Below are 15,132 nucleotides of genomic sequence, written 5' to 3' on the forward strand. Positions count from 1 at the left end.
AACACCGTCCACGCCTCTCTTTCCAGTGAACCTGTCAGTACAGGCGCGGATGCCGATTCAGGTTGGTCCAGAACGCCTGGATGGTGTGCATCGCCTCGCTGAACTGGGCAAAATCCAGTGGCTTGATCACGTAGGCGCTTGCGCCGTGCGCGTAGGCGTCACGGATATCGCGGTCCTCACCGCTGGTGGTCAGCATCACCACCGGGATATCGCGCAGGTCCCCATCGGCGCGCACGGCGTCCAGTACGCCCAGACCGTCCATCTGCGGCATTTTCAGGTCCAGCAGGATCAGGTCCGGCAGGGGCCGCCCACACTTGACCGCGCAGCGCAGCAGCCGGAGCGCTTCCTGACCGCCCCCGGCCACCACGACTTCAGGCATGGACTCGCCCACCTTCTCGCCGCCGATGGCGGACAGGGCCAGTTCCAGATCATTGGGGTTGTCGTCTACGAGCAGAATTCGGTGGGTGATCACGGCATTCTCCAGTCAGGCATGGCCGGAAGACCGCCCTTTAAAAAAGAGGTCGATCAGAGGTGACTGGCTTGGCCTGGGGAAGCCACCAGATGACCCGAGTTTAGCATAAAGAATGAAGGGAACTTAAAGGTTGGATGGCATTGTGAGATAGTGTGCAGTAGACAAATACTGTGTGCATAAGGCCACAATGTGGACTTTTTAGTACAGAGCGACTCTCATCTTTACGATAGTAAATGGGTTTTTCGGGCAGCATAGGAAAAGGCTAAATCTGGATTCCAGAAAGCACGCAGACGCCCTTCAACGAGGGCCTGGGCTGAAGCATCGAAATGAAACAGCCCTGCCCCGGTCAACGCCTGCACCATCCCACACCCGGCCCTCGCGTAAACTTCTGGGCATGTTGACCAAGCGCATCATTCCCTGTCTGGACGTGCAAAATGGCCGGGTGGTCAAGAACGTCCGTTTTTTCGAGGACCACCGCGATGCGGGCGATCCCCTCGTGCTGGCGCAGGCGTACGAGCAGCAGCAGGCCGATGAACTGGTCTTTTATGACATCACCGCCACGCACGAGGGCCGGGGCCTGATGCTGGACGTGGCCGCGCGCGTGGCCGAGCAGGTCATGATGCCGCTGACCGTGGGCGGCGGCGTGAACGCGCTCTCAGACTTCCGGCAACTGCTGATGGCTGGGGCCGACAAGATCAGTGTGAACAGCGGCGCACTGTCGCGCCCCGAACTGATCCGTGAGGCCAGTGACCACCACGGCGCACAGTGCGTGATGCTGTCCATTGACGCCAAACGCCGCCCAGACGGCAGCGGCTGGAACGTGTTCCGCGCAGGTGGAAGGGTGGATACCGGGTTGGATCTGCTGGAATGGGCCGTGCGCGGGCAGACGCTGGGCGCGGGCGAGATCTGCCTGAATATCATGGACGCCGACGGCACGCGGGCGGGCTTCGATCTGGAAGCCACCCACACCGTGGCACGCGCCGTGGACCTGCCCGTGATCGCTTCCGGCGGAGCAGGGCAACTTTCAGACTTCTATGACGTGCTGACTGCCGGGCAGGCCGACGCCGCGCTGGCCGCCAGCGTCTTTCACTTCGGAGAACTGACCGTGCCGCAGGTCAAGGCGTACCTGCACGGGCGGAATGTGGCTGTGAGGCCCGAGTGGCAGGACACGGCCCTCCAGGAAGCCGCGCTGCAAGGCGGCACCCGATGAGCGGGGCACCATTGCCGGACCTCTCGGCCCTGAAATTCGGCGCAGATGGGCTGATTCCGGTGGTCACGCAGGACGCACGCACGGGGGCGGTGCTGATGCAGGCCTATGCGGACCGGGACGCGCTGGAACGGACCCTGACCACCCGCGAGGCCACCTATTACAGCCGTTCACGCGGCGAACAGTGGATCAAGGGGAAAACCAGCGGGCACACCCAGCGCATCGTGGGCGTGTCTGTGGACTGCGACGGCGACAGCGTGCTGTACCGCGTGGAGCAGACCGGGGCCGCCTGCCACACCGGGGAATACTCCTGCTTTTACACGCCGCTGCTGGAGGAACAGACATCCACAACTGGTCTGGACGGCACGCTGGAACGCGTGTACGCCACCATCACCGAACGCCTCGCCACGCTGCCGGAGGGCAGTTATGTGGCGCGCCTGCACGCCGGGGGTTTGGACCGGGTGCTGAAGAAAATCAGCGAGGAAAGCGGCGAGGTGCTGCTGGCCGCCAAGAACAATGACCGCGCCGAACTGGCAACGGAGGTGGCCGATCTGCTGTTCCACACCCTGTTCGCGATGGCCGAGGTGGGCGTCTCGCCGGGGGACGTGGCCGCCGTCTTGCAGATGCGCGAGGGAAAAAGTGGTTTGAAGGGGCCAAAAGAAGCGGGTTGACCAAACCACCAACCTCTGATGAGGCGGGCCTAAAGATTGGGCCAAGACCGGGAGGTGATCCACCTGACCAGATCCTGCTTATCCCTGTCTGAAGCCCCCGTCCCGACGCTGTGCCACATGTTCGTCCAGATCATGTGGGACTTTTTCTATCTCTTTTGGAGGATTTACCATGAAGAAAATGATTGCTCTGGCCGCCGTTTCCGCCCTTCTGCTCAGCGCCTGTAGCCAGGGACCGGTTGGTCCGGCGGGTCCTGCTGGCCCGGCGGGACCCACTGGCCCAACTGGACCGTCTGGCCCCACCGGCCCTGCGGGTTCGGACGCACCCCTGGGCCGCACCGCGTATGGCCTGGATGCTGGCGGCAAGCTGGCCTCCTTCGGGCTGGACAACCCCGCCACGAGCTACAAGACCCTGACCCTGACCGGCCTGGGCGCAGGGCAGACGCTGGTGGACCTGGATTTCTGGAACAAGGACGGAGCGCTATACACCATGTCCAACACGGGCGCGCTGTACCGCGTCAACACGGCGACTGGCGCACTGACCCTGGACACCCCCAGCATCGTGGGAACCCCCGCCGCCATCGACTTCAACCCGGCGGCCTTCCGCCTGCGCGTGTTCAACACCACCGACGACAACTTCCGCCTGACCCCCTCCACGGGCGAGAGTCCCAATCTGCTGACCTCTGACGGCAAGCTGGCCTACGTTGCTGGCGACGTCAACGCAGGCAAAAACCCCAATCTGGTGGCAGCGGCCTACACCAACTCGGTGAACGGCCAGAGGCCCGACGCCACCGCAACTGCGCTGTACAGCATGGATGCCGACACCGATCAGCTCGTGCTGCATACGGTTGGTGCGGCGTTCAGCACCCTGAACACCGTCGGCAAGCTGGGCTTCGACGCCGTGGCCGGAGCCACCGGTTTCGACATTGCAGGACTCACCGAAGCCTACGCCACGGTGAATGTCGGCAACACGGTCACGCTGTACACCGTCAACCTGACCAGCGGCGCGGCCACCGTCAAGACCACTTTCCCCGGCACCATCAAGAATCTGGCCGTGACCCTGCCCACCAACTAAACTTCCAGTCGGGCGGGCAGGCTGAATTGAACGTGAACACAGGACAGGTCATGGCTGAAAAGCGTGGCCTGTCCTGCTTCGCATTTCTGCTGGCGCCTGCACCATGAAAAACTGCGCCATGAAAAGAAGATGAAGCCCCGACATGATCCAAAGCCGCCGCCGCTGCATATGGCTGTTCAGGAGCGCGTGTCCACCTGGGGAGGCATGCGTTCCCCTTTTTTTGGCTCTGGTCCGCCGCGAGCTTAAAATAAATCCATCTTGTCTGCGTTGATGCCTTCCAACAAAGCCGGGTGGCGCACCTGGGCGCGTGAGGAGCGGCAGGCACTCCCAAATCATTCGGCAGCGGTCACCGCCCACCTCGGCGCATTTCTGCGGCAGACGGGCGCGCGGCGGGTGCTGGCTTACCGCGCCCTGCCCGGTGAACTAGACGTGTCCGCGCTGGCCCAAGGGTTCGAGCTGCTGGCCTCACGCGCCCGCTTTAAGCCCACGCCGCGCCTGACGCTGCACCCCTGGGACACCGCCACCGAGATGAGCCGCTTCGGGGCCTTGCAGCCGCCCGCCAACGCGCCCGAAGTCCCTCTGAGCGATGTGGACGCCATTTTGCTTCCTGGCCTTGCCTTCGACATACAGGGTGTCCGACTGGGGTACGGCGGCGGGTTCTATGACCGTCTCCTTCCTGGTTTCGGTGGCCTGACCGTGGGCGTTATTCAGCGCGCCCTGATTGTCCCCCGCCTGCCTGCCGATGCCCACGACTGCCCGGTGGCGTGGCTGGCAACAGAGGACGGACTGGAGCGCACGCGGTGCTAGCCGCCTTTCACGAACCGCGCTGCGGGTGAGGCAGACGGTCTGCCGGGTTTCCAAAGTCGATCTCGAAGAACAGGAAGCCCTCCTGTCCGGCGTCGTCGGGGCGGTAGCCCATGCGGACGTAGGCGGGGCCAGCCTCGTGGGTGTTGGCATACCAGAAGACGTGACGTAGGGGCCGCGCCCGCGCCCAGTCCTCCACGGCACGCATCAATAGACGGGCCACGCCGCGCCGCCGCCATGCCGGAGCGGTGTACAGGTCCTCAAGCTTGGCCGTGCGGTGCGACTGGCCGGAACGCAGGTGCGGGCCATAATCGTGCAGCAGGGCGTAACCGATCACCTCTCCGCCGTCCGTCTCGGCCACCAGCAGGGGCCGCAGCGGATCGCCGCAAAACGAGGGAAAACGGGCTTCCAGCGCCACCTCATCCTCCACGAAGCCCATGTCCACCAGCATGGGTTTCAGGGCTGGGAAGTCGGCGGGGACGGCGGGGCGCACATGCATGGCCGTAGCTTGACGTGCGGTGGCCTGGGGCGCGTCGGTCAACTAGCTTACCGGAAGGGACGGGCTTATTGCAAAGTGGCGCGCTCAGCGCAGGCGGCTGGGCTGGCACCCACTGCTGTTGCATTCGCGCAGGCGGTCATTCAGGAAATTCAGGCGCTCGGTGGTGGTGTCCACGGCACAGCCGGTATACACCACGTCGCCCCGACTGGCGTCGTACTCCACACAGTCACGGTCTCGACGGACCAGCCATGCCCGCTGGGTTTCGCGCAGCCGTCCCTGCGCCGCCGGGGCCAGTTTCTTCAGCAACAGCGTGTAGGCCACGTTCAGATCGGCGTCGGCCCGCGTCAGCACCTTCATCTGACAGTAGACCTGATCGAAGGAGCCATTCGGGCGGTCACAGTTGTTCTGAGCGCCCGCCTGGGATGTCAGGGCCAGCGCAGTGCCGAGAAAGAGCGCGACTTTCAGGATGGGTTGCATGGGAACCTCCAGCCCAAGCGTACCGCAAGGGGTGAGGCAAACCCACCTCTTGAAACTTTGACGCCACACCGTAACGCCGCGCCCGCCCACACGCATCCGCCATCTGTAGCATGCGGGCATGTCACGCCGCCTTCTGCCCCTCCTGGGCCTGCTCCTGTCTGCCTGCGCTCCCGCTATCAGCGGCCCGGTGGGTCTCCTCCCAGACGTGACCGCCACGCTGGGCGTCCCCGATCCCGAACACCTGCGGGTGGTGGTCATGGGCGATCAGGGTACCGGGGACGGGGTTCAGCGGCGGGTGGGGGCGGCCATGCAGGCGGTCTGTAAACAGCAGGGCTGCGATCTGGGCGTGGGCCTGGGCGACAACTTCTACCCGGCAGGGCCGAGGGAGGCCAGCTCTCCCCTGTTTAAAACTAGATTTGCGGACATCTACGGCCCGCTGAATATTCCCTTTCTGATGGTGCCCGGCAACCACGACGAGAGCGGTCTTTTGGGCGGCGACGGCACCGACGCACGCGGCGCGGAGGCCGAAGTCGCTTACAGCAAACTGAACCCGCAGTGGGTCATGCCGGGGCGCACCTACCGCGCGCCCGTGGGTGCGGGACAGGGGGGAATGCTGGCCGAGTTCTTCGCGGTGGACACCACGCCGCTGGCCGCCTACCTACCTGTGCGCCGTGCCAATGAGCGGCCCGGAGGCCCGTGGGACGCCGCCCAGCGCGCGTGGCTGACCGGGGCGATCCAGAACAGTTCCGCGCGCTGGAAACTGGTACTGGGCCATCACCCGCTGTTCTCCAACGGCAAGCATGGGGACGCCGGGCGCTACGACGGTCTGCCCTTCGCCTTCCAGCGCGGGGACGCGGTGCGGGACCTGTACGGACTGGCCTGCGGCAAGGTGGACGTGCTGCTCAGCGGCCATGTCCACGCGCTGGAGGTCTTCGCGCCGCAACCCGAATGCCCCGGCACCTGGACCGCCGTTTCAGGGGCGGCGGGTGAGATCGGGGGCGGCAAAATCGGCACCCGGAAAGCCGTCGCCGAATTCTTCGGACAGCCCGGTTTTATGTGGCTGGACATGACACCACAGATGCTCACGATCAACATTTACACGGTGGCCACCGATGGCGTGCCGACACTGGCCGCGATGCAGGAGATCAGGAAGAAGGCCAATTGAGCCGCCCCCTCTTCAGACCGGGCTGGAAACCAGCCTTCTGCGGCCTGCTGATCTGGAGTTGTGGCGCAGCGTGGGCAGCCCCCGCCGCCACCTGCGACAACGCACTGAATCCGGTGCAGGCGGGCTGGGTCTGGACCTACCGGGTCACGCCGGGCGACATCAAAAAGCCCACCTCCAGTTATGCCCTGAGCCGGACAGGGGCGGGCGCGGAGTTTCAGGAACAGTCCATGAGCGCTGGAAAGCCAGTCAACACCACCAGATTCAGTTGCGCTGCAGGCGCGCAGACCAGCCTGACGCCCCCGCAACTGGGCGATATTAAACTGACCCGAGCAGCGGTCAGGGGGCTGGGCATCGCCGCTGCGCCGGACTGGAAACCGGGCGCGACATGGAGTCTGATCTGGGATCTGGAAGGACGGCAGAGCCTGTTGAGTGGCAAGGCCACCATCACGGTGCGGCGGCAGGTGATCAACCGCGAGAAGGTCACGGTTCCTGCCGGAACATTCGATGCCTGGAAGGTCAGGGGCAACCTGCGCGTGGTGGGCAAGCTGGGACCCGTGCCCCTCAACCGCGATCTGGGCGAGTTCGAAGAATGGTACGCCGAGGGCGTGGGGCTGGTGAAATCCAGCAGCAGCTACAGCGTCACGGAGCTGATGACCCTCAAAAAGTAGCGCCCAACAGCAGTGCCCAGCAAAAACGGTGCGGCCCTGCAATAGGCCGCACCGTTCGTTTTGCGAGGGTTGAGCTTACAGTCCGGCTTCCGCCAGGAACGCGTCCAGCTTCTGCGGGCGAAAGCCGCTCAGGCTGTGGGCCACGTCGCCGCTGACCAGGGTGGGCACGCTGCGGCGGCCACCGTTGACGCTCATGACGTACTCGGCGGCCTTGTCGTCCTGCTCGATGTTGATTTCCTCGAAGTCCAGGCCCTTGCTGGTCAGGGCGCGCTTGGTAGCGGTGCAATCGGGGCACCAACTGGTGGTGTACATCTTGATCATGGAAGATTCCTCCTGTGAGTGATGCGGACGAGAGGCAGGAATCACCTCTGCCCGGTACTGTAGTTTACAAAATAAAGCGGAAACGAAAAGTAGGCCAGTTCAGTAAAGGCGAACGGCCCACCGCAGGGGCAGGCCGCCTTTCGCCTTTGGAATCAGATGCCGCCAGCGTTACGCCGGAGTGGAGGCTTCGGCGGGAGCGTCTGCTTTGGGGGCCTGTGCTTCTGGCTGAGCAACAGCCTCGGCAGGAACAGCCGCAGCGCCGGAAGGTGCAGACGCGGCCATCTCGCCGTCGTCTTCACGCTCTTTCTTGGGGGCGGGCGCAACTCGGGGGGTCATGATCATGTTCATGTCCATGCCCATCATGCTGGGGTTGCTTTCCGGCACACCGATGTCGGCCAGCGTCTCGGCCACGCGCACCAGAATGCGTTCGCCCAGTTCCGGGTGGGTGCGTTCACGGCCACGGAACATGATGGTGACCTTGACCTTGTGGCCCTCTTCCAGAAAGCGGCGCACATGCCCGGTCTTGGTGTTGAAATCGTGCCCGTCGATCTTGACCCGGAACTTGATGGCCTTGACTTCCTGACCACGCGCCCGCTTGCGGTTTTCTCGTTCGTTCTGCTGCTGCTCGAAGCGGAAGCGGCCATAGTCGAGCAGACGGCAGACGGGCGGCACGGCCTGGGGACTGACCATGACCAGATCCAGCCCCGCCTCACGCGCCATGTTCATCGCGTCGCGCGTGTCGATAATGCCCACCTGCTCACCTTCCCCGCCAATCAGACGAATCTGACGGACGCGAATCTGCTCGTTGACCTTATGATCTTTCGCTATATTCATCACCTCCGCGCGCCCCCTGCACGCTGGCAGCGTCATTTCTGACGGGTTAGGGCGGCTGAACCCGCATTCACGTTGAAAGCTGTGACGGGTAAACATGTCAGTTTACCACGCAGGTCTGCCGTCTCTTTGTGGGGATGAACTTTCTGTCAACAGCAGCGCCACATGTGCCGGACAGCCCGCATCTTCTGCCATGCTTCGCCTATGGACCGTTCCTTCCCCCCTGTGGCCCCCGCCCACATCCACCGTTACGGCCCCCTGTCTGCCCGCAATCCCGATCTGGAAGTCCTCCTGACCGATGGCCTGGGCGGCTTTGCCCTCAGCAGTGCGGCCGGAGTGCCGACGCGCTGCTACTCGGGTCTGGTGGTGAGTCAGTCGCCGCCGGTGCAGCGCTTCACGCATTTGGTCTCGCCGCTGGAGATTCTGCAAGTGGGCAGCCAGAGGCACAGTCTGCACGCCCTGGAACTCGCGCCGGGCGTCTTTGAGGGACGCGGACTGGAGATCCTGGGCGGCGCGACCCTGCATGACCTGCTGCCCGAACGGGTGCAGATGGTGGGCGGCGTGCGGATTTCCCGGAGAACCGTCAGCCCGGCCCACGCGGGCGCGGCTGTTTACCTGTACTCGGTGGACTCGCGCGAGTCAGTGACGCTGACGCTGGGCGGCTATTTTGTGGACCGCGACATGCACCACGTCCACATGCAGGCCCCCGAACTGAAATTTGAGGCGAACGGTGAGAACGTGCTGGTGCGCGGCGAACGGACCACGCGGGTCAGGCTGCACGCATCGGGGGTGGAGGTCACAGGACTTGACCCAGACCCTTTCCCCCAGCGCGTCTACTACCGCCACGACGCGGCGCGCGGCGAACCCGATCACGAGTACGTGCGCGGCGCGGCGTTGTGGGAGGTCCGCTTTCCAGCGGGCGGCGGTCAGGTGGCGCTGGTGGTCCAGGGTCTGACCGACACCACCCCCGACATTCCCGATCCCTGGCTGGCCTACGAGCAGGAGGCCACGCGGCGACGTGAACTCGCAACGCTGGCCCAGCAGACGTGTGGAGTGACCGACGATCTGGTGGCGACGCTGGCGGTGGCAGCGGACGCCTATCTGGTCCGGCGCAACAGTCCAGCGGGAACCAGCGTCATCGCGGGCTATCCGTGGTTTGCCGACTGGGGCCGCGACGCCATGATCTCGCTGACCGGCCTGACCCTGTTGACCGGGCGTTTTGCTGAGGCCCGCGACTTGCTGCACACCTTTTTAAGCACCCTGCAACGTGGCCTGATCCCCAACCACTTCCACGAAGACGGGCAGGGCGCGGGCTACAACACGGTGGATGGGGCTTTGTGGCTGGCGGCGGCGCTTGAACGCTACGTGACTGCCAGCAACGATCTGGACTTCGCGCGGGGAGCCTTGCCGCAGTTGCGCAGGCTTTTGCAGTGGCATCTGCGCGGCACCGATCATGGCATCCGCGCCGATCCGGTGGACGGCCTGCTACTGGCTGGGGAAGCAGGCGTGCAACTGACCTGGATGGACGTGAAGATCGAGGACTGGGTGGTCACGCCGCGCCACGGTAAACCGATTGAGATTCAGGGCCTATGGATCGCGGCGCTGGGAGCGGAAACACGGCTCTCGGAGGCGCTGGGAGAGCCGCCAGAACTTGCGGAGGCATGGGCGCAGGCGCGCGGCAGCTTCGGGCAGTTCTGGGATGGGCAGGCGTTCGCCGACGTTCTGGACACGGACGGCGTTCTGGACCTCAGCGTGCGCCCCAACGCCGCGCTGGCGCTGGCCCTGCCCGACACCCCTGCCACGCCTGAACAGGTGGAGGCCGCCGTCCGCCAGACCGAAAACGAACTGCTGACGCCACTGGGGCTGCACACCCTCTCGCCGCATGACCCGCGTTACCGGGGCAACTATGGCGGCCCACAGGTGCTGCGCGACGCGGCCTACCACCAGGGAACCGTGTGGCCCTGGCCGCTGACCGCGTACCTGGAACTGCTGCTCTCACGCGGCGAGGTCACCCAGGCCCGCGCAGCACTGGACGGCCTGAGCGGTCATGTCTGGGAGGCGGGCGTCGGCCACGTTTCGGAGGTGTTTAGTGGGGATGCGCTGCTGCCCGGCGGCTGCCCCTTCCAGGCGTGGAGCGTGGCCGAACTGCTGCGCGGGCAGGTGCTGGTGTCGCGGGCCGAGAAGAAAGAGGCCGCCCAAAAGTCAGGTTAAAACGTGTCTCAGAGCTGATTTCTCCCGAGACCACATCACACTTATGGCTAGACACCCCCACTTGACGTACACCTGACACTAACCCTAGGATCACGGCTATGACTGGCCTCGCCCTTCCACCTCAGGCCACACAGGTGGGGCTGGCGGTGGACATCGCGGCCTTTGCCATGCACGGCGGCGAATTGAATGTTCTGCTGGTGCAGCGTGGCCAGTTGCCGCACGCCCGCGACTGGGCGCTGCCCGGCGGTTTCGTACAGCCCGGCGAGGAACTGCACGAGGCCGCGTTGCGCGAATTGCGGACCGAGACCACCGTGCAACTGGAACCGCGCCACCTGGAACAGTTCTATACCTTTGGCGAGGTGGGCCGCGATCCGCGCGGACGCATCGTGAGCGTGGCGCATCTGGCGGTGCTACCCCACGGCACGGTCAGCGTCAGCGGGGGCGGCCATACGCTGGAAGCAGAGTGGCTCAGCGCCCACCGCCCGCCCCGGCTGGCCTTCGATCATCAGGCGATCCTGACCCGCGCCCTGCTGCGGCTGCAATTGCGGCTGGAATACGCCAATCTGGCGCTGGAATTCCTGCCCGACACCTTTACACTGCCCGAACTTCAGGGCGTCTACGAGGCGATTCTGGACCGCCAACTGGACAAGCGCAATTTCCGCAAACGTTTGCTGGCCCAGAGCATCCTGACCCCCAGCGGCGAGCGCAGAAGTGGTGTCGGACGGCCCGCACAGTTGTACCGGCGTGCGAAGAATGTCCGTGTAGCGGCACTGTAGACGGGGCAACTTACCCTCCGTAGCTCGCCCAGACTCTCTTTAACCCCTGCCGCAGCCGAATGCGTTGCATGGGGAGTTCGGCCAGAGTGCTGGCTTGCAGCCCGCGCGCTTTTAAGCCCTCCAGCAAAAGCGTCAGCAGTTCAGGCGTGACCGCCGGGCCGTCGTGTAGCAGGACCACGCTGCCGGGGCGAATGCGGGCCAGGGTCTGCTGGGCCAGGGTGGGCGCGTCGGCGTCGGTCCAGTCGCGGCCCTCCACGTCCCAAAGGGCAATTTGACGTCCGGCCAGCCACGTCAGGGGGAGGGTCAGCGGGCTGTGGCCCCCGTAGGGGGGGCGGTACAGCAGCGGCCCAGTCTGCCCGGCGCGTGGATGCCACCCGATCTGCGCCCACTCCTGCCAGGGCGTCAGCAGCATCGCGTGCCGGTGCCAGCGCCCGTGCGCCTCGACCTGATGCGGGCTGTCCAGCAGCTTTTGCAGGAGTTCAGGATGGGCCTCGCAGGCAGGCGCGGTGACGAAAAAGGTGGCGCGGGCGGTGTGCTGCGCCAGAATCTCCAGCAGTTCGGGGGTGCGCGGCGAGGGACCGTCATCGAAGGTCAGCGCCACCCGGTCTGAATCCTGTGGACCACCCCCCAGCGCGCCCCAGCCTGCCGCGCGGCCCAGCACATCGGCCAAGACAGCAGCAGTGGCAAGGAGTCCGAGAGCAGAGAGCAGCAGTAGAAAAGTGGACTTTGGTGGAGCGGAGCCACTGATCAAGCGTGCTTTCGTCCTGGCAATCTTTCCCACCGCCTACGCCCCACCCTCCGGCCCCGTCTCCTGCCGGGTGGTCAGCATGCGGCGGAAGACCACGTAACCCAGCGCAGTCAGCAGGGCCAGTGCGGCCCCCGTGATGAACGGTCCAGTCGGCCCCAGCGTGCGGTAGGCGAAGGCCCCCACCAGCGGCCCCAGCGAGGTGCCCACATTTTCCACGGTCATCAGCGCGCCCCAGGCGGCGGGGCGCTCGGCTTCAGGCAGGCGGCCCGTGACCAGCGCAGCCCAGCCGGGCATGATAAAGGCGTAGCCCACGCCCACCAGCGCGGCCAGCACAAAAAGCGCCCACATAGGCGGCGTGGTGGCAATCAATCCCAGGCCCAGGCCCAGCAGCGCGAAACCCAGGGTCACGGCCAGCCGGGCGCGGCCTCCATCGGCCACCTTGCCAGTCAGGGGCAGGCTGCCAAAGGCCACCGCGCCCCCGGTGCCCAGCAGCGCCACCATGCCCCAGTAGGTCAGGCCCAGATCGCGGTACAGCGTGAACAGCAGCGGTCCCAGCAGGGTCATGGTCAGGGTCTGCATAAAGGCTGCTGGGAACAGCGGGGCCAGCGCGCCCACCGCCGTTTTCAGGCGGGCACGGCGGTCCGGCGGGGTCTCGGCGGTAATGGCGCGGCGCAGACGATCCGGAACGAACAGAGCGCTGAACAGCGCCACCGCCAGCACAGACAGAACAATGGCGAAGACCAGTGCGCGGGGGCGTTCGGCCAGCGCGCCCAGCAGCAGAAAGCCCGCGCCAATCAGCGGCATCACGCCCAGACTGATCAGGGTGACCGCGCGGCCCTTGTGGCTGTCTTTGGTGGCGTCGGCGGTCAGGTTCATGGCCCCCGGCCACATGGCACTGAAGCCAATGCCGTGCAGCGCCGCCGCCAGCAGCAGCACCCAGGCGGTGTGCGTTTCAGCCATCAGACCCACTGCCAGCAGCGACAGGGCCGCGCCCGAGAGCATCACGGTCCGCACGCCAAAGCGGCTGATCAGGGCGCCCGACGGCCCGCGCATCACGGTGTCGCTGATGAAGTGGACCGTAAAGGCCGTGGCCGCCACCGCCACCGCATCCGCCTTGGGCAGCCCCAGCAGCGTGCCAGTGGCCTGCGGCAGGTAAGCCCCGTACAGTCCACTCCGCACAAATTCCGAGCAGGCCAGCACCAGCGCGGCCATCAGCACGCCGGGCAGCGTGCCGGGCTTGACAGGCAGGCGTTCTCGCAGGGCGGAGGCGGCGCTCACGGTTGGCCCCCCTTCCTTCTCCCCCCGGCGGGAAAGCAGGCCACGCCTGCTAGCCTGTGCCCGTGCCCGAGTTCTCCGTGATCATTCCCGCCCGCAACGAGGCGGCGTATCTGCCCCTGACCCTGCGGGCGCTGGAGGCGCAGCGCAAGCCCCCCGCCGAGGTGATCGTGGTGGACAACGGCAGTACCGACGACACCGTGGCCCTGGCACGGGCCTGGGGCGCGCGGGTGCTGCACTGCACCCAGCCCGGCGTGGCCCGCGCCCGCCAATGTGGTCTGGAGGCCGCCCACAGCGACTGGATCGCCACCACCGACGCCGATTCGCTGCCCAGCCCGCAGTGGTTGGAGCTGCTGGACGCGGCCACGCCGGACCGGGTGGGTCTCTACGGCCCGATGGGCTTTTGCGGGGTGGCCCCGCACTGGGCCTGGACGTCCCAGGTGGCCTACAGCGCCTTTCTGCACGCCTGCCGGGTGGTGGGCAAACCCAATCTGGCCGGGGCCAACATGGCCTTCTCGCGCCGGGCCGCGTTGCTGGCCGGGGGCTACCCCGAAGTGGAAGCCTACGAGGACGTGATGCTGGGGCAGGCCATCGCAGCGCTGGGCACGGTGGCCTACGTGCCGGACGCGCTGGTGCAGACCAGTGCCCGCCGCATGGAGCGGGGCGCGCTGCCCTTCGCGTGGCAGCACCTGCGCAACATCACGGGTCATACGCGAGGATACTTTGACCAGAAGGAGCCGCAACAGAAGCGCTGAGGCCGGGTTCCGCGGGAAACGGCATCTCGCGCGGCATGCCCAGCGCGGCGGCGTACACGTCCAGCACCCGTGCCGCCACGCCCGCTGGGGTGGTCCCCGAGGCGAACTCGCGCGCACCGGCGGACAGCCTTGCCCACAGCGCCGGGTCTCCCAGGATGGCCTGGGAATGGCGGATCATGGCGTTCACGTCCGCCGGGGCCACCAGATAGCCGCTGCGCTCGTGCGCCACGCTGCTTAACGTGCCGCGCGCACCCACTGCCACCACCGGCACGCCCATCAGCTCGGCCTCCTGCAAGACCAGACCCTGCGTCTCGGTGTCGCTGGCGAACAGGAACAATTCGGCTAAGCGGTAATACGCGCCGATCTCGGTCCAGGGCTTGACGCCCAGAAAGCTCACGCGGCCCTCAATGCCCAGGCGGCGGGCGTGGGCTTCCAGATGCACGCGCTCCGGCCCCTCGCCCAGCAGCACCAGATGCGTGTCGGGCAATTGCGCCAAGGTGTCCAGCACATGATCGAAACGTTTCTCGCGGGCCAGCCGTCCCACGCTCAGCAGGCGGCGTTTGCCAGCAGGCCAGGGATTCTCAATCGGCGGGGCGGCGTGCAGTACCCGCGCGTCAATGCTGGTGGGAATGACCACCGGATTGCGAACGCGCATGGCGTGCAGCACGTCCAGCACCCCGGCGGTGGGGGTAATCACGGCGTCGGCCCGGCCATACAGCAGGCCCATGACACGGGTCACGGCCCCGGTGTAGCGCTGCAAGGCCGTGACGCCCGGCACGTAATGGGTGTACGCCTCGATATGGGTGTGGTATGTCGCCACATGCGGCACATTCCACTTGCGGGCCAGCCGCGCCCCCGCCAGCCCCAATGTCAGCGGCGTATGGGTATGCACCACATCGTATTTCTGCGGAAAGTCCTTGCGCGTGGGCCACGCCAGCCGGTAAGTGGGCAGGAACGTGTAGCTGATGCTGGGCACGCGCCGCACATCGGTGCGGGTATCCACGTTGCCCGGAAAGTCGGGGGCCACCACTTCGACGTGATGCCCCAGCGCCCTTAACTCGTCACTCAGCAAACCCACACTGGTCACAATGCCGTTCTGATCCGGCAGAAAGGTGTCGGTAAACAGGCCGATACGGAGCGGTTTCATCCGTTCTCACCAGCGGAGTTCCATTCCGGGAGG

The 15,132-nt window shown here is 65.8% G+C and carries 17 protein-coding genes; 9 read left to right on the forward strand and 8 right to left on the reverse strand.

Features of this window, described 5'->3' with window-relative positions:
• Positions 1-34: 34 nt before the first annotated feature.
• On the reverse strand, positions 35-472 hold the full coding sequence (locus DAAJ005_RS16525; RefSeq protein ID WP_151848060.1) for a response regulator: 438 nt from the start codon (positions 470-472) through the stop codon (positions 35-37).
• Between the two features lie 394 nt (positions 473-866).
• Between DAAJ005_RS16525 and hisF the strand changes: the two genes are divergently transcribed.
• The 4 genes from hisF (at position 867) to DAAJ005_RS16545 (ending at position 4,229) form a co-directional block, all read left to right on the forward strand.
• Entirely contained in the window at positions 867-1,682 is an 816-nt protein-coding gene (hisF, locus tag DAAJ005_RS16530) for an imidazole glycerol phosphate synthase subunit HisF (RefSeq protein ID WP_151848061.1), read from the forward strand.
• A complete protein-coding gene (gene hisIE, locus DAAJ005_RS16535; protein ID WP_192930808.1) occupies positions 1,679-2,350 on the forward strand; it encodes a bifunctional phosphoribosyl-AMP cyclohydrolase/phosphoribosyl-ATP diphosphatase HisIE in 672 nt (223 codons plus the stop codon). The genes hisF and hisIE overlap by 4 nt, the downstream gene beginning before the upstream one ends.
• A 169-nt stretch (positions 2,351-2,519) precedes the next feature.
• A complete protein-coding gene (locus DAAJ005_RS16540) occupies positions 2,520-3,422 on the forward strand; it encodes a DUF4394 domain-containing protein (protein ID WP_151848062.1) in 903 nt (300 codons plus the stop codon).
• Between the two features lie 270 nt (positions 3,423-3,692).
• Positions 3,693-4,229 carry a 5-formyltetrahydrofolate cyclo-ligase gene (locus DAAJ005_RS16545; RefSeq protein ID WP_151848063.1) on the forward strand — a complete coding sequence of 179 codons (537 nt, stop codon included), beginning with the start codon at positions 3,693-3,695 and terminating at the stop codon, positions 4,227-4,229.
• 7 nt (positions 4,230-4,236) lie between these two features.
• Here DAAJ005_RS16545 and DAAJ005_RS16550 read toward each other — a convergent pair whose 3' ends face one another.
• Positions 4,237-4,767 carry a GNAT family N-acetyltransferase gene (locus DAAJ005_RS16550; RefSeq protein WP_226342492.1) on the reverse strand — a complete coding sequence of 177 codons (531 nt, stop codon included), beginning with the start codon at positions 4,765-4,767 and terminating at the stop codon, positions 4,237-4,239.
• Between the two features lie 42 nt (positions 4,768-4,809).
• Entirely contained in the window at positions 4,810-5,202 is a 393-nt protein-coding gene (locus tag DAAJ005_RS16555; RefSeq protein WP_083653221.1) for a lysozyme inhibitor LprI family protein, read from the reverse strand.
• A 118-nt stretch (positions 5,203-5,320) separates the two neighbouring features.
• On the opposite strand from DAAJ005_RS16555, the gene DAAJ005_RS16560 reads away from it, so the two are divergent.
• Positions 5,321-6,367, forward strand: a complete 1,047-nt coding sequence (locus tag DAAJ005_RS16560) for a metallophosphoesterase (RefSeq protein ID WP_226342493.1) — start codon at positions 5,321-5,323, stop codon at positions 6,365-6,367.
• Entirely contained in the window at positions 6,364-7,035 is a 672-nt protein-coding gene (locus DAAJ005_RS16565; protein WP_151848064.1) for a hypothetical protein, read from the forward strand. The genes DAAJ005_RS16560 and DAAJ005_RS16565 overlap by 4 nt, the downstream gene beginning before the upstream one ends.
• A 75-nt stretch (positions 7,036-7,110) precedes the next feature.
• Here the strand turns inward: DAAJ005_RS16565 and DAAJ005_RS16570 are convergent, their stop codons facing one another.
• Together DAAJ005_RS16570 and infC are read right to left on the reverse strand one after the other, a co-directional pair.
• Positions 7,111-7,356 (reverse strand): glutaredoxin domain-containing protein, encoded by a 246-nt coding sequence (locus tag DAAJ005_RS16570; protein ID WP_075831457.1) that lies wholly within the window; start codon positions 7,354-7,356, stop codon positions 7,111-7,113.
• Positions 7,357-7,524: 168 nt separating this feature from the next.
• On the reverse strand, positions 7,525-8,193 hold the full coding sequence (gene infC, locus DAAJ005_RS16575; RefSeq protein WP_151848065.1) for a translation initiation factor IF-3: 669 nt from the start codon (positions 8,191-8,193) through the stop codon (positions 7,525-7,527).
• Between the two features lie 198 nt (positions 8,194-8,391).
• Here infC and DAAJ005_RS16580 point away from each other — a divergent pair, with 198 nt between their 5' ends.
• Both DAAJ005_RS16580 and DAAJ005_RS16585 read left to right on the forward strand, forming a co-directional pair.
• Positions 8,392-10,398, forward strand: coding sequence for an amylo-alpha-1,6-glucosidase (locus tag DAAJ005_RS16580; protein ID WP_192930809.1), 2,007 nt, complete (start codon positions 8,392-8,394; stop codon positions 10,396-10,398).
• Between the two features lie 98 nt (positions 10,399-10,496).
• Positions 10,497-11,174, forward strand: a complete 678-nt coding sequence (locus DAAJ005_RS16585) for an NUDIX domain-containing protein (protein WP_075831459.1) — start codon at positions 10,497-10,499, stop codon at positions 11,172-11,174.
• 10 nt (positions 11,175-11,184) lie between these two features.
• Here the strand turns inward: DAAJ005_RS16585 and DAAJ005_RS16590 are convergent, their stop codons facing one another.
• Both DAAJ005_RS16590 and DAAJ005_RS16595 read right to left on the reverse strand, forming a co-directional pair.
• Complete coding sequence (locus DAAJ005_RS16590) at positions 11,185-11,835, reverse strand: polysaccharide deacetylase family protein (protein WP_151848634.1); 651 nt, start codon at positions 11,833-11,835, stop codon at positions 11,185-11,187.
• A gap of 123 nt (positions 11,836-11,958) precedes the next feature.
• The gene (locus DAAJ005_RS16595; protein WP_226342494.1) at positions 11,959-13,200 is read right to left on the reverse strand and encodes an MFS transporter; all 1,242 of its coding nucleotides are present in this window, start codon (positions 13,198-13,200) and stop codon (positions 11,959-11,961) included.
• Between the two features lie 62 nt (positions 13,201-13,262).
• Here DAAJ005_RS16595 and DAAJ005_RS16600 point away from each other — a divergent pair, with 62 nt between their 5' ends.
• Positions 13,263-13,952, forward strand: coding sequence for a glycosyltransferase family 2 protein (locus DAAJ005_RS16600; RefSeq protein ID WP_151848067.1), 690 nt, complete (start codon positions 13,263-13,265; stop codon positions 13,950-13,952).
• Here the strand turns inward: DAAJ005_RS16600 and DAAJ005_RS16605 are convergent.
• On the reverse strand, positions 13,897-15,099 hold the full coding sequence (locus DAAJ005_RS16605) for a glycosyltransferase (RefSeq protein ID WP_151848068.1): 1,203 nt from the start codon (positions 15,097-15,099) through the stop codon (positions 13,897-13,899). The two genes, DAAJ005_RS16600 and DAAJ005_RS16605, sit on opposite strands and share 56 nt — an antisense overlap.
• Between the last annotated feature and the right edge of the window lie 33 nt (positions 15,100-15,132).

The sequence above is a fragment of the Deinococcus sp. AJ005 genome (assembly GCF_009017495.1).
In the GTDB taxonomy this organism is placed as follows: domain Bacteria; phylum Deinococcota; class Deinococci; order Deinococcales; family Deinococcaceae; genus Deinococcus.

Bases quoted from the DNA above. Each gene is read 5' to 3' on its own strand.
- hisF (WP_151848061.1), top strand. From the start codon at position 867: ATGTTGACCAAGCGCATCATTCCCTGTCTGGACGTGCAAAATGGCCGG.
- hisIE (WP_192930808.1), top strand. From the start codon at position 1,679: ATGAGCGGGGCACCATTGCCGGACCTCTCGGCCCTGAAATTCGGCGCA.
- DAAJ005_RS16540 (WP_151848062.1), top strand. From the start codon at position 2,520: ATGAAGAAAATGATTGCTCTGGCCGCCGTTTCCGCCCTTCTGCTCAGC.
- DAAJ005_RS16545 (WP_151848063.1), top strand. From the start codon at position 3,693: ATGCCTTCCAACAAAGCCGGGTGGCGCACCTGGGCGCGTGAGGAGCGG.
- DAAJ005_RS16555 (WP_083653221.1), bottom strand. From the start codon at position 5,202: ATGCAACCCATCCTGAAAGTCGCGCTCTTTCTCGGCACTGCGCTGGCC.
- DAAJ005_RS16560 (WP_226342493.1), top strand. From the start codon at position 5,321: ATGTCACGCCGCCTTCTGCCCCTCCTGGGCCTGCTCCTGTCTGCCTGC.
- DAAJ005_RS16570 (WP_075831457.1), bottom strand. From the start codon at position 7,356: ATGATCAAGATGTACACCACCAGTTGGTGCCCCGATTGCACCGCTACC.
- DAAJ005_RS16580 (WP_192930809.1), top strand. From the start codon at position 8,392: ATGGACCGTTCCTTCCCCCCTGTGGCCCCCGCCCACATCCACCGTTAC.
- DAAJ005_RS16585 (WP_075831459.1), top strand. From the start codon at position 10,497: ATGACTGGCCTCGCCCTTCCACCTCAGGCCACACAGGTGGGGCTGGCG.
- DAAJ005_RS16605 (WP_151848068.1), bottom strand. From the start codon at position 15,099: ATGAAACCGCTCCGTATCGGCCTGTTTACCGACACCTTTCTGCCGGAT.